This window comes from Streptomyces sp. NPDC030995, from assembly GCF_055571215.1.
The window spans coordinates 423,601-436,175 of sequence record NZ_JBVIFS010000001.1; the positions used below are offsets into that span (position 1 = coordinate 423,601).

Below are 12,575 nucleotides of genomic sequence, written 5' to 3' on the forward strand. Positions count from 1 at the left end.
CTGGGAGAACTGGGTCTCGGTGACGGCCTGGCCGTCGAAGGGGTAGGACGTGATTGCCAAAGGGAGAGACTCCTTAGAGTGCCGCGCCCGCATCTTCGACGACGAGCGTCGACAGGGAGCCCGGCAGGTAGCGGACCATTCCGTACGTCGCAGCGGCACGGCGGGTATTGAGCGTGACGCCAACCGTCAGCGGTCCGGCTGGCGGGTTGTTGATGTAGCAGGTGAAGTCGAGGCCGCTCGATGTGTTCGAGTCGTCGTCGTACGTCGTGCTGTACACGTCGCCTGCGAGGGAGCTTGTTGTGCTGACCGTTGTGCCGGCGGCCCAGCGGACGCACGTATACGCGCCCTGCTTCGCGTAGCGGATGGTCGCGCTGGCGTTGTCGCCTGTGTTGTCTGTGTCGACGGACGCAATCCTGACGGCGACCTTGTAGCACCGGCCCGCTTCAGCGGTGAACTGCTGCGTGTAGACAACGGTTGCCGCGTCGCCAACGTAGGCCGTGATCCCGAGATTCTGGATGGAGACGACGCCCTTCGCGGACTTCTCGTTGTGAGCGGAGGTGCGCCACGTCGTCCAGCCTGCGGCGTCGTTGCCCGAGCGGGTCCACTCCTCCGTGACCGTGGGACTCAACCGAAGCCACGTCTGGTGCGCGAAGGAGGAGCCCACGGGATGGACGGTGCGTACGACGCCGTACTTGCCGCCCGAGCCGAACGCCCAGCCGCCGGCAATCGCCTGCGCCTCGCTCATGGTGAGCGTCGATATGCCAAAGGGGTAGGCGCTCGGCAGCGAGGCTGAGGTGAAGTCCGCCGGCATCAAGAGGTTGTCGAACCCGACCTGCCGCCAGGCACTCCAGCCCGAGGACCGGTTGCCGCCGCGCACCCATTCCTCGTGGGTTGTCGCGGCTGCGTGCACGCGGCTCCACGTCTGGTAGGCGTCGCCGTTGGCCTGGCGGCGGGTGGTGACGAAGCCGTACTTGCCGCCGAAATCCCATCCTCCAGCGGTGGCGTCCGCTGCCGTGAGGTACATGACGCTCGCGCGTTCGGGATAAGCGTCTGTGACGCTTGACTGGGTCAGGGTGCCTGCCGGTACTTCTCGCGCTCCGGCAGGTGTGGCTTCTGCCGTTCGTTCCAGGGAGGAGACGCGGGATTCCAGTTCCTTGGCTGCCTTCGCGTCGGCCCTCGCCGGATTGAGCGGCGTGGGGTCGCCCAGGGTGGCGCCGAGCCGGTAGCCGTCCGAGTCGACCTTCAGGACCATGCCAGTGACCACGGCCGCCATCTCTGAGGTGCCGGCGATGACGGACACCTGGTCGCCGAGGAACCAGTCCCTTCCGAAATCCAGGGCGCTGTCTTCCATGGGGACGGCTTGGGCCGCGGTGACCGTCTTGCCTCCATCGGCGAGGGCTTCGGTGCCCTTCTGAGTCAGCTCGGCCGTATCTTTCGAGGAGCGCTCGTCGATGAACGATTCGATCCGTCGTCCCCAGTCAGCCTCGGAGGCGATCGAGTCCGCGTTGTCGACGGGGACGAAGAGCCTGTTCGATCCGTCGCCGTCGCCGCCGACAATGATCCGGGTCTTCAGTGGGGTCGAGATGCTCACCCGCTGGCCTGCGAGTGTGGAGTTCACGACGCCGAGCCGGGCCTCCTTGGTGCGGTCCTGCACCGCGTGTGTCTCGAAGACCAGGTTCGCGCCGCGCTGCACTACACGGAAGCCGAGGCCCGCAGGCTCGGCCAGCTCCTTGCATAGCTCGCCTAGCTGCTGGAAGCGGGCGGCTTTGGTGACCTCCGCACCGCGCGCGCCGTTGACGCCCATGACCAGGCCGGTCCGGCGCCGGTTTGCGGGAGCCGAAGGGCCGCAGTTCGCGTTCACGTACGCGTGCATGAGCGTCTCGGCAGGGCCGACCCGTTCGTCGTAGGCAAAGTTCTGGCTGGCCGCGTTTCCGTTGGACGGGTCGGGCCACGCCAGCATGTCCGAGAGGATGATCGTGTCGTCTACGCCCTCGACCTTCAGTGTGCCGAGCGGGTCCGTTGCCGTGGCAGCGTTCTCCGTCTTGGTCACCGGCCCCGAGAACAGAACGTCACTGGGGCCGGTGACGATGATGCCGGCACCCGGCGTCGCGAGGAAGGAGGCGAGTGGGTGCTCGGCGTTGATGCTGAGCTTCCACGTGCCGACGTTGTTGTGTACGTCTTCCGCGTCCATCGTCAGAAGGTCGGCGGGGATTGCGCCGACGCGCGTCAGGGTCTTGTCGCGCACCTCGACGAGGAGATCCTCTTGCCTCACTAGATCACCACCCACTTTCGGGGACGCCAGGAGCACACGATCCGCGAGGCGGAGGTGGTGTTCAGGAGAGAGGCCGTCACCGTCGAGGTCCCTGGCGGCACAGACCAGAAACTAGGAGCGGGCGCGAGGTACCGGTACCAGTTCGCTCCAGTCACCTCGTCAAGAACGCTGCCGGTGCCCATGTCGATGATCAGCTTCTTGCCGGCGACAATCGTTCCCGTCCAGTGAAGTACTTCGCCCTTGGGGCTGATTGCCTTGAAGTTCTCGCCTGGGCCCGTCACCTCCCAGACGGGGTATGAGGGAACGTCGCCCTCGTTGGAGAGTTGCACTTCACCGATCGCCTGTGACGATGCGAGCGGCATCGACGACAGGGACGAGAGGAATGCGCCTGCCGTGGCGCCGCCGATCGAGACTGTCTGTGCGGCCTCGGCCATGAAGTATGGGTTCGGTGCCCGCAGCGTGATCACGGTCTGTACGTCCCGTTCGCCAGAGCCCGGGTCGATATCTCCTCCGCCCGCCCAGTGGACGGGGGTGGACCAGCGCGCGCCTTCGGCGTCGATGTACGTGAGGGTGCATTCCGCGGCGAGCGCCCTCGCGAGCCGGTTCACCAGCTCGGCGAGGTGCACCCGGTCGCGCCCCACGATGTCGAGGGGGATGTCGATGTCGCGGGGAAGGACGCGCCGCCCACGATAGGTGGCGCCGTCTCCCGCGCCTTCGAGCCACTGAACGGACAGGCGGGGCAGGCCCAAGCCGGTTATCCCGGCGAGGGCCTGAAACCCCAGCCCATTCTTCTCGAAGCCGTCCAGGTCCAGCCTGTCTGAGGCCGAAGCCAGTTCGAGCTTCACCAGCCAACCATCCTTGCCCGCGAGGCAGCCGCGAACAGCTCCTCCTCCGAAGAGAGGGAACTGCCGGCAGAACCCGCGTAGTAGTTCAAGACCTTCGTCACGGACCGGCCGGAGTCGGCCGCCGCCAGACCGCCGGAGACGGCGGCCGTGATCTCGCGGGACGCCCCGGAGGTCGCACTCGACGCGAGCGCGTTGGTGGCGCGCTCAACGCGCCCCCGCCCGTCCTCGACACCCAGGCCGAAACCCTTGCCGACGAAAGAGCCGAGCTTCCTGAAGAGCCGCGACGGGCTGTGAATGCCGAGGGCCTGCTTGATGGCCTTGACCATCGCGTCCGCGATCTTGAGCATCTGGGCTTCGATCGCACCCTGCTGCGCCTCCAGGCCCTTCACGAGCCCCTCGGCTGCCCTGACCCCCGCGTCGTACATGTGGTGCGAGGCGGTGGACCCCGCCTTGCCCGCATACTTCTCCAGCTCCTTCTGCAAGGCGTTGATCTCGGCAACGCCGGATGCGCCGGCATTGGCGATGGCCTCGGCCGCAGCAAGCCCTGCCTCCGGGCCCGCGGTTGCGATCTGGTCGAAGGTCTCGGCGTTGAGGCCCAGGGTCTTCAGCCTCTTCAGCACGTCGGCAAACTTCTTCGCCTGCTCAACCGCGTTCTTCAGGCCGGACGAGATCCCGGTGAACGACTCGTCGTCGATCTTCGTGACATCGCCCGTGCTGATGACCTTGTCCGCGATCGACTGCGCATAGCGGCTCGCCTCCTCGCGCAGCCTGTCGAGCTTGTCCTGCGCTGCTTCGAGCCGCTTCGATCCGGCCTCCCACTGGGCGGCCAGCTTGAGCAGGGCCGCACGGTCCTGGCCGATCCGGTCCTTCAGGCCCTTCGATGCGGTGGCCGGGATCTTCGCAGTCAGATCATTAAGGGACTGCTTCACCTTGTCGTACTGGGACTCCAGACCCTTGACCAGACCTTGGATGATGAGCCGGCCAGCGTTGTAGAGGAGCACGGCATCCTTGGGCGCCGGACCCTTCCAGTCCTTGATTTTGCTCGTGAGGTCACCGAGGGTGCTCTTGACGGAGCCGATCATGCTCTTGAGTCCGTCAATCAGGCCAGTGATGATTTTCCGGCCCGCGTCCATCAGGAGGGTCTTTGCGTCGCCGAATATCTGCTTCACGTTCTGAGGGAGTTCGCTGACGGATCGGACGCAGTCAGCCACTTTCTGAGAGAAGACCCTCTTGACCGCCTCCCACGCTTCACCGGCCGCAGACTTGATGTTCGTCCACGTGTCGGAGAAGAATTTCTGAATCGACCGGAGGGCTGCCCCGGGCGTCTCCTTCATGGCTGCCATGAAGCTTGAGAAGTTCGTCCGAATGGAACTCCAGAGTCCCGATGCAGAAGACTTCAGGCCGTTCCAGATGTTATCCCAGAGGGACTTGATCCCAGTCAGAATCTTCTTGCCGACACCCAGGATTCCGATGTTCATGAAGACCAGGAACAGACCCTTGATGGTGTCCCAGAGTCCTGACAGGAACGACTTGATTCCGTTCCAGAGCTGCTTCAGCCCCTCATCGAACATGCTCCAGTCGCCCGTGATGGAGCCGACGAAGATGCCGATGATCACCTTGAAATAGCCGACGATCATGTCCCAGACGCCCTTGAAGACGCTCCAGAGGCCATTGAAGACATCGGCCACGCCGTTGATCGCCCCGACCAGGGAGCCGAGGAACAGGCCAGCGATGAACTCGATGGCCGGCGCCAGCACTGGCATCAGGAAATTCACGATTTCGAGCAGTGCATTCAGGAAGGGCTGGATGGCCTCCATGACTGCGGAAAAGGCTTCTGAAATCAGAGGCAGATATTCGGCGGCCAATGACTGCACCACTGGAATCAGGGGGAGAATCGCAGCAGTCAAAATCTGCATCAGGATTTCGATTACTGGCTGTAGTGCAGCCGACATTGCGGCGAGTGCTTCTGAAATCAGCGGAATAATCGGGGCGAGCCCGGCAACGAGTGCCTCGATAAGCGGCGCGCACGCTTCGACCACCGTCATGATGAGCGGCGCAAGCGCGGCGACAATCCCCATCAGCCCTTCGCCCAGCAGTCCGATCAAAGGCTCGATTGCTGGAGCCAGCGTCGAAAATGCCTCTGAAAGCGGCATGAGAACAGCCGCTACCAGCGGGCCGAGCATGGAAAGGAAAGAGGAAACCAGGGTGAGAATTGACCCGAAGGCAACACCGAGGGGAGCCATCGCAGGAGCGAGGGCGGTTACCGCGGTCTGGATTCCATCGAAAAGCGCGTAGACACCAGCGAATACCTCGGGCTGGTTCAGTGCGCCTGCGATAGCGCCCACCGCGATGCCAAGGATGGTGCCGACCTGAGGAAGGATCTGCGTCAGCAGGCCGACGAATTGGCCGAAGAAGGCTTTCACTTCCGCGCCGCCCTGCGACGCCATGTTGGACATCGCTTCGTGGGCTGCCGTGAACAGGCTGACCAGCTTGGCCTGTACTCCGCTGCTGTCGACGGCCTCATGGACCCCAGCAAGGGTCTGCCGGATCATGCCGAGAGTGGAGCCGCCAGCCTCGGCGGCTGCCCTGGAGATGCCGGCGAGGATGCCGCCCGTCTCCATGAGGACGCCGCCGAGATCCTTGAGCGCCTGGACGCCCGCGTCGATCTCCTCGCGGAGCCCGGACTCGCCCTTCGTGTTGAGCCAGTTCGATGCCTTCGTGGCAACGTTCACGAACCACTGCGCGAGCTGGGGGAGGTAGCCAGCTCCGACTTCGCCCAAGACCTTGATGATGTTGGCGAAGGCGCCCGTGCCGGTTGTGGCGATGTCGATCGACTTGGACAGGTCGCTGAACATGCCGCCGAGGGCGGGGGCGAGGCTGCCCTTCAGGGAGTCGGCGAAGCCGCCGAAGAACTGGCCGAGCTGGGTCGAGGTCGCCTTGAAGCCTGCCGTCAGCTCCGGCATGACGGTGTCGATCAATTCCCTGATCGGTTTCTTCGCCTCGGCCCAGAACTTCTCGCTGATCAGGTCCTGAAGGGAGGAGAGCTGTCCCTTGACGCCAGGCAGGATCTTGTTGAAGTCCTTGAAGGCGGCGACCGTGGCACCAATGCCGATCGCCATTCCGCCGAGAATTCCCGGCAGGGCGAGGGAGGTTGCCCCGATCTGCGCGAGCGAGGCGGACATCGTGAAGAGGTTGCTGGCCGCGGTGATGCCCCACCCAGCGAGGCCCGCTATCGCGGTCGACAGGGTGCCGATGATCGGCGCCGACTTGTCGAGGTTGCGGATCATGCGGCCCAGCCGCTCGAACACGTCCCCGAGCACGCGGGCGCCGCTCAAGGCCCGCAGCATCGCAGCGGCCGTGGCCGCCGCGGAGGCATTGACCTTCGGAATGATGTCGGCGACGCGGTTGCGGGTGAGAACCGCCATGTGCGCGAGGACGGCCATGATGCCGGTACGTGAGACCTCGGGTTCGATCTCCGACTTCAGCTTGTCGATCTTGTCTTGCAGGTCGTCGATGTCGCGTTCGACCTTGCGCTTGGCGAGAGCGTCCAGTTCCGGGCTGATCTGCGCCCTGAGGTTGCGCATCTGCTCGAAGGAAGCTTCGAGCTGCCGCTTGACCTGGGCGACCTTCTGCTCGTCCAGTTCGGGGCGGATCTGGATGCCGTCGAGCTGGTCCTGAATTTCGCCGGCAGCCTGGAGAGCCGCCGCGCGGGAACCCGCGACGAGGTTGCGCTTCGCCTCTTCCAGGGAGTCGCGGTCGAGGGCGACCTTCAGCTCGGTCTCGGCGAGGCGCTCCAGCTCGCGGTCGATCGCGGCCACTGCGGCCTTGACCGATGACTCGCTCTCCTGGTCGACCTGGAGCTTGATGTGCCCGATCTCGTCGAGGCGTTCCTCGAACAAGTCGATCGCGGCGTTCAGGCTCGACTCGTTCAGGTCGATGTCGATCTCGGTCTCACCGATCGCCACGAGGGCGGACCGGACCCGGCCGATGGCCGCCAGGACAGAGCCCTGGTTGTCGAGGTTCACGCCGATGCGGAGATCGGACAGCTCGGCCTGCGCCTGCCGCTGGGTCCTGCGGGCCTCCTGCACGACCTGACGGCCGGTGGCGGAGAAGGCGACCCGGTGCTGGTTGGCGCGGGACTGGTACTCGCGTACCGCCCGGGTCACCTCGCCGGACATCCCGGCCAGGTCGAGCTTCGTGTAGAAGCGGATCTTGCGGGTGTCGGTCTTCTTGTTGTCGGAGTTGATGGCCCGGACCGCTTCGAGGACATCCTTGCGGGCACCGGTCGCATCAGCCTTCGTGCGGATGGTGATCGCGAGATCGTTCTCGATCTTTTCGAGCTTCTTCTTCAGGTCTTCCTTGAAGCCTGAGGTGTCCGGCATCACCTTGACCGCGACGCGGCCGACAATCTGAGTATCCGACACCGGCTTACCTCCGCTGGAAGTGCTTGTAAATCTCCGCGACCGACCGCGGCTTCCGGGCCTTCTTCTCGGCCTTCTTCGCCTGCGGTCTCGGGTACTGCGGGATCTTCGGGGCTTTGCCCTTGCCCCATTGGCCGGTAGCGCGGGTGTTTTGATTCATTGCGTCGAAGAGGTCAGCCGACAAATGCCGGTCCTGTCCCCAGCCGAAATGCTCACGGCCGCCAGACGCAAGGGCAACCGTGAGGCAGGTATCGGGGAGCCTCTGCACAAGCAGAAGGACGAGCGCGGGAGAGGGGCCCCGGCCTGCGATCACCTCGGACAAGTCAACGCCGAAGTGAAAAAGCAGGTCCGGATAGAGGCCCTCGCCGTATTCGTCGATCAGTCCTGCGAGGCCGAGGCTTCCCCCACCTGAGTGCTCTCGCCGTAGTGGCCGAAGATTTCCGCGAGGATCGCGAGGTCGCCGTCTACTTCGTCGAGGAGGCTCTGAGCGGCCTTCTCGGAAGCGGCGATGGTGAGGATTGCCTCCGACAGAAGCTCGGCCTGGTCGGAGTCCTCCTTGCCCATCTGCTCCTGAAGGGACATCAGCGCATCGCGCCGTGCCTTAGGCAGGCGCAGCGGGTTGAGAAGCCGCACTGTTTCGTCGCCGATCTGAATATCGGTACTGCCGTACTTGCGCTCCGCAGCGGCACGGATATCGTCGAGAGAGTAAGAAGCCATGGGGTTGCGGACCTCCAGAGAGAAAACGGAAAGGGGGGAGCGGACCGAAGGAAGAAGGTCCGGCGCGAGCGGGTCCGCAATGCGCCCGCGCCGGAAGCAGGGGGAGGTCAGGTGGCGGTGCCGGCGACCCAGGCCGTCGCGTTCCAGTACGCCTTCGAGGCGTCGCCGAGAACCAGGTGCTGACCGGTCGTCCACTTCGTGGTGGGAGCCGCGGTCACACCGGCCATGGCAGCCAGGTTGGCCGGGACGACAGAGCCGTCCGGCGTGAAGGAACCCGGAGTGCCGGCAGTCGCGCCGGTAGCTAGGACCCCGCCCAGGGGCGTAATCGCGTACGTCCACGTGTTGGTGCCGTAGACCATTGGCTTGACGCCGATCGGCAGTCCGGCGAGAGACTCGGTATCCGAGATCGCCATGTCGTCAGCACGGTAGATTTCCGAGCGAGGAGCGTAGAAGGCGAAATGGTTATCGCCGTCCACGAATACCGCAAGGAATGCAGACTGTGTCGGCTCAGGGTTGGTCGGAACACCGACAGAGCCATCCGGGAGAATCGGCGCGTTAGAGCCGAAGTAGAGCTTCAGCCCAGCGGTATCAAACTGTTGCAGGGTGAAAGTCATGGTCTCTGTCCGTGCACTGTACTTCGTCCGGAGAGACTTGTTCTGAAGGCTTCCAATCGTGGTTGCCTCGCCACCCTCGGACGTAATGCCGAAGATATCTTCGAGGCTGGTGTGACCGATATTCTGCCAGGGGCTGAGTGGGGTCAGAAGGTCCGCCGGCATCGTTGTGCCAACGGGTGCGGTCAAATAGTTGCCGCTGCCTACAACTAGGGTGGCCAGGTCGTTTATTGCCAAGAGGGTGAGTCCTTACTCGCGCACACGAAACGGCCCGGCGCTCTGGGGGAGGGCCGGGCCGTGCGTGATGAAATCTGTCAGGGGGCGTATGGGCGGGTCCGCGGCTTGCGGATGTGCACGTCGTAGATCGACTCGTAACGCCATACCCCGGTTGGGAGGTCCGCGTATTGCACTGGGCCTGTCGCTGTTGCCCAGTCAGTCGCCCGTCTCGGCGCGGAATTCATGTCCACGCGGATGATGTGACCCCTGCGGGGATAGACCTTCTGATTCAGCCAGGCATTGCGCAGGACGACACGAACGGCTTCGCTGAGAATCGCGGCCTCTTCGTCTCCGTTGGGATCCGGAACGAAGCAGTTGATGACGACGCGGGCGGCGTCCGTAAACCGGGTGTCGCCTTGCCATTCACCCCAGGTCGGGTCACGGCGTACCAGGACGAGAGGGAACTCCTCGTGCAGGTCGACCAGTGACTTGACCCGCACGCCGGGCAGGCCCTCGCGCAGGACGGCGAGAAGGAGATCCTCGACAGGGGACAGCTCGGCCATGGCCTTGATGTGGTCGGGGAGTCCTGCCATCAGTCGAGGTGCACCTTCCCCTTCCTCTTCTTGGGGAGGTTCGCGGCACGGGCCAGGATGAACAGGCCGTCAGCCGCCGGGATGATGTCGAGATAGGTCTGACCGTTCTTGTCCTTGCGGACAATGAACTGCTCGGCACGGCCGTACTCGATCGACAGGGCGGCCTTCTTGCCGCGCTCGTCGTCCAGGACCACGTACTTGTCGACAGCGCCGTCCACCACGTCGATGGAGGCATGGCCTTCTTGGCGGTGCTGGAGAAGCAGGGCCTCGGCCCGTGCTGCGATCTCGAACCGAGCCTCGTCGAGCGCGTCCTGCACGCCGGGCAGGGTCGCGATGTACTTCTCCAGCTTGAGGCGGCCCACCTTGCCTTCGATCTTCGCCATCAGGGCCGCTCCCGAATGTCGATCGACCAGTGCCGCGTGCGGCGGTCACCGTGGTGGTAGGCGGGTGGCGACACGATGTCCCATGTGCGGCCCTGGTACTCGACGCGGGACCACAGGGTCACACCCTCAATGTGGGGGTCAACGACCATGCGGACGACGTTGATCTGCTGCTGGCCGGGTACCTCAGCCTTCCCGGAACGCTGCGGAATGAACGCGGCCTTCACCGTGACGGCGCTGTCCTCGTCTATGGCGATGACCTTGTTGCCTCGCCGGTCGACGGTCTCGGTCGTCCGCCACACGCGCGCAGTCTGACCTCGTCTGCGCTGCACGCTCACCAGGGGCCCTCATTCCCGAACATCGGAAAGGGCGACGCGGGGGAGAAATCAACGGGGACAAGCCCGCTGGCGTCCGCCCGCTGCGGCTTTGTGCCCCAGGCGGAGACGGCCACGCTGGTGATGCCGCGCTTACGGCCGGCAAGCTCTTCCAGGAGCCGGATCTCCTCACGCGTGAAGTACACGCTGCCCGCGTCCCGGCCGTGGGCATCCGACCAGGCGAGCGTCTCGTCCCCGGCTCGGCTCTGCGTGTAGCCGTTCGGATTGCGCATGTATCTCGCTGCGGCCTTCAGGACCAGAGTGCGGACGAGCCGGGGCAGAGACGCCTCGGGCCAGTCGCGACCGTAGGTGGCCGCGAGGTCCGATGCGTCCTCCAGGGCCCCCGCTGCGATGCGCAGTTCATCGGGGTCGAGATCCCAGTCGAGGCGGTCCTTGAGTTCGTTCAGGGCGGCGTACGCCAGGGTGTCTCCTTCCGCCGAGGGGGCGGCAGCCATGCACTCATGTGTTACATGTTTACATGGCTGCCTGCTTGTTAGGCGTTGGCCGGATCGGCCTCGGCCTTGTAGCCGGTGGGGGTCCACACCTTCGCGTCGGAGACGCCGGTGATCACGGCCAGCTCGGACGCCGCAGCCGGGTAATCCGACTTGCCGTCGAGGGTCAGCTTGATGCCGCGCACGAAGTGCTCCTGGGTGGAGACGATTTCCTTCTCGTTGACCTTGTCCCAGCCGACCAGCACGTCAGGCACGCTGCGGAAGCCGGCGTAAGTGTTCACGACGGATCGGTCCTGCATGTACAGCGGGTCGTAGTCGCGGACCCACCGCAGGGCGATCGACTCGAACGAGGTGGTCGCGCCGTACGGGACCGACTGCGGCACGCTCGGCGCGCCGGAGAGGAAGATGAAGCCGGACGAGGCGAAGGCGTAGGCCGCATCCGCCGGGATGGTCTGGTCGACGACGATGTTGAAGCCGAAGCGCTGGCCGATCGAAGCGGTGCGGAGCGCGGTCTCGGCTTCGGAGTCGCCGACGTTCTGCGCCAGGGTGAGCTTTTCGTCGCTCAGGAGCGCTGACTCGAACTCGGTGCCGACCAGGAGGTAGCGGCCTTCCCGTGGGGCATGGAAGGCGTTGAGCACGCGCCGGGCCTCGATGAGGGCACCTCGAAGGGCCTGACCGGCGTTGCCGATGGTGACGTTGTACGCCTGGCTGGTCAGCATGTTTACCGCCCGGCGCTGGAGGCCACGCGCAATCGCCTTCGACTGCGGCCGAAGCAGTTTGCTCCAGTTGTCGATGTCAAAGTCATTCTGTTCGTCGGTGAGCTTCACGGCGCTGTACACGTTCCCGCCGAAGGTCACTGCGAGGGTCCGCTCCGCGTACTGATCGAAGACGATCGGGCTGGAGCGGTCGTTGCGCCACGCGTAGTCGTGGAAGGGCAGGATGCCTTCGACCTTCATGGAGATCGTGTCGTTCTCGGCGCCCTTGAACTGATCGACGCCCTGCTTGGTGAACAGGTTGGGAATGAGAAGCTCCTGCTCCAGCATTCCGACAGCCGCGTTTACGAGCTTCTGCGGCTTGACTACCTGGTGCTGCGTGGTGGGCAAGGGTGGAACCTCCGGGGGCATGAGAAAACCCCCGGCCGGTCAGCGCGGGGGTTGAGTAAGGGGTGCATCAGAGCGCTAGAAGCGCCGCGTGCGTCGCGCGAGCTTGCGCGGGTCCATCTCTCCGTCGTCCTCGTCGGACGGGTCCAGGCCGCCACCGAGAGCAGGCGGGGACTGGGGGGCGAGGAGCGACTGAAGTGCCTTGGCGTCGGCCTCCAGCTCCTGGGGGGTTGTGCCGCGCAGCCGCGCGGCCAGCACCTCGGGCAGGTCGAACTTGCGGGCCACGGTGGCGACGACGAGCGAGTGCTCCAGCTCTGCGTTCTTCGCCTTCACGTCAGCGAGGGCGGCCTCGAACTCCTCCGGCCCCCGGGCCCCGGACAGTTTTGTCTCGGCGTCCCGCAGGCGGGTCCGGTAACCGGCTGCCTCGCCGCGGACCTTGGCCAGCTCCTTCCGGGCCCAGTCGGGCAGCTCGTCTTCCGGGCCGGGCTGCCCGCCGGCACCGGCCTTGTCGTCCGGCTTCTGCTCTTCGTTCAGTTCCTGGCCGGATGCAGGCTCAACGGTCGGAAGGGTCTCATCGGGCTTCTCTTCGGGCAC

The 12,575-nt window shown here is 65.0% G+C and carries 12 protein-coding genes; all 12 read right to left on the reverse strand.

Going from position 1 to position 12,575, the window contains the following annotated elements; all coding sequences use genetic code 11:
* Positions 1–73: 73 nt before the first annotated feature.
* The 12 genes from ACZ45T_RS02115 to ACZ45T_RS02170 all read right to left on the reverse strand — a co-directional run bounded on the left by ACZ45T_RS02115 (position 74) and on the right by ACZ45T_RS02170 (position 12,575).
* Entirely contained in the window at positions 74–2,245 is a 2,172-nt protein-coding gene (locus ACZ45T_RS02115) for a siphovirus ReqiPepy6 Gp37-like family protein (protein ID WP_468436489.1), read from the reverse strand.
* 26 nt (positions 2,246–2,271) lie between these two features.
* Positions 2,272–3,117 carry a phage tail family protein gene (locus ACZ45T_RS02120; RefSeq protein WP_468436491.1) on the reverse strand — a complete coding sequence of 282 codons (846 nt, stop codon included), beginning with the start codon at positions 3,115–3,117 and terminating at the stop codon, positions 2,272–2,274.
* Positions 3,114–7,541, reverse strand: coding sequence for a phage tail protein (locus tag ACZ45T_RS02125; RefSeq protein ID WP_468436493.1), 4,428 nt, complete (start codon positions 7,539–7,541; stop codon positions 3,114–3,116). Before ACZ45T_RS02125 ends, ACZ45T_RS02120 begins: the two co-directional genes overlap by 4 nt.
* Positions 7,542–7,545: 4 nt before the next feature.
* On the reverse strand, positions 7,546–7,698 hold the full coding sequence (locus ACZ45T_RS02130; protein WP_468436495.1) for a hypothetical protein: 153 nt from the start codon (positions 7,696–7,698) through the stop codon (positions 7,546–7,548).
* Positions 7,699–7,916: 218 nt separating this feature from the next.
* The gene (locus ACZ45T_RS02135) at positions 7,917–8,255 is read right to left on the reverse strand and encodes a phage tail assembly protein (RefSeq protein ID WP_468436497.1); all 339 of its coding nucleotides are present in this window, start codon (positions 8,253–8,255) and stop codon (positions 7,917–7,919) included.
* A 107-nt stretch (positions 8,256–8,362) separates the two neighbouring features.
* The gene (locus tag ACZ45T_RS02140; RefSeq protein WP_468436499.1) at positions 8,363–9,103 is read right to left on the reverse strand and encodes a phage tail tube protein; all 741 of its coding nucleotides are present in this window, start codon (positions 9,101–9,103) and stop codon (positions 8,363–8,365) included.
* 77 nt (positions 9,104–9,180) lie between these two features.
* Entirely contained in the window at positions 9,181–9,675 is a 495-nt protein-coding gene (locus ACZ45T_RS02145; protein ID WP_399452081.1) for a hypothetical protein, read from the reverse strand.
* On the reverse strand, positions 9,675–10,058 hold the full coding sequence (locus ACZ45T_RS02150; protein ID WP_468436502.1) for a DUF5403 family protein: 384 nt from the start codon (positions 10,056–10,058) through the stop codon (positions 9,675–9,677). Before ACZ45T_RS02150 ends, ACZ45T_RS02145 begins: the two co-directional genes overlap by 1 nt.
* Positions 10,058–10,357 (reverse strand): phage head completion protein, encoded by a 300-nt coding sequence (locus ACZ45T_RS02155; RefSeq protein WP_468436504.1) that lies wholly within the window; start codon positions 10,355–10,357, stop codon positions 10,058–10,060. The genes ACZ45T_RS02150 and ACZ45T_RS02155 overlap by 1 nt, the downstream gene beginning before the upstream one ends.
* A 32-nt stretch (positions 10,358–10,389) precedes the next feature.
* Complete coding sequence (locus tag ACZ45T_RS02160) at positions 10,390–10,884, reverse strand: hypothetical protein (RefSeq protein WP_468436506.1); 495 nt, start codon at positions 10,882–10,884, stop codon at positions 10,390–10,392.
* Positions 10,885–10,922: 38 nt separating this feature from the next.
* Positions 10,923–11,984, reverse strand: coding sequence for a hypothetical protein (locus tag ACZ45T_RS02165; protein WP_399452085.1), 1,062 nt, complete (start codon positions 11,982–11,984; stop codon positions 10,923–10,925).
* A gap of 75 nt (positions 11,985–12,059) precedes the next feature.
* Complete coding sequence (locus tag ACZ45T_RS02170; RefSeq protein ID WP_468436508.1) at positions 12,060–12,575, reverse strand: hypothetical protein; 516 nt, start codon at positions 12,573–12,575, stop codon at positions 12,060–12,062.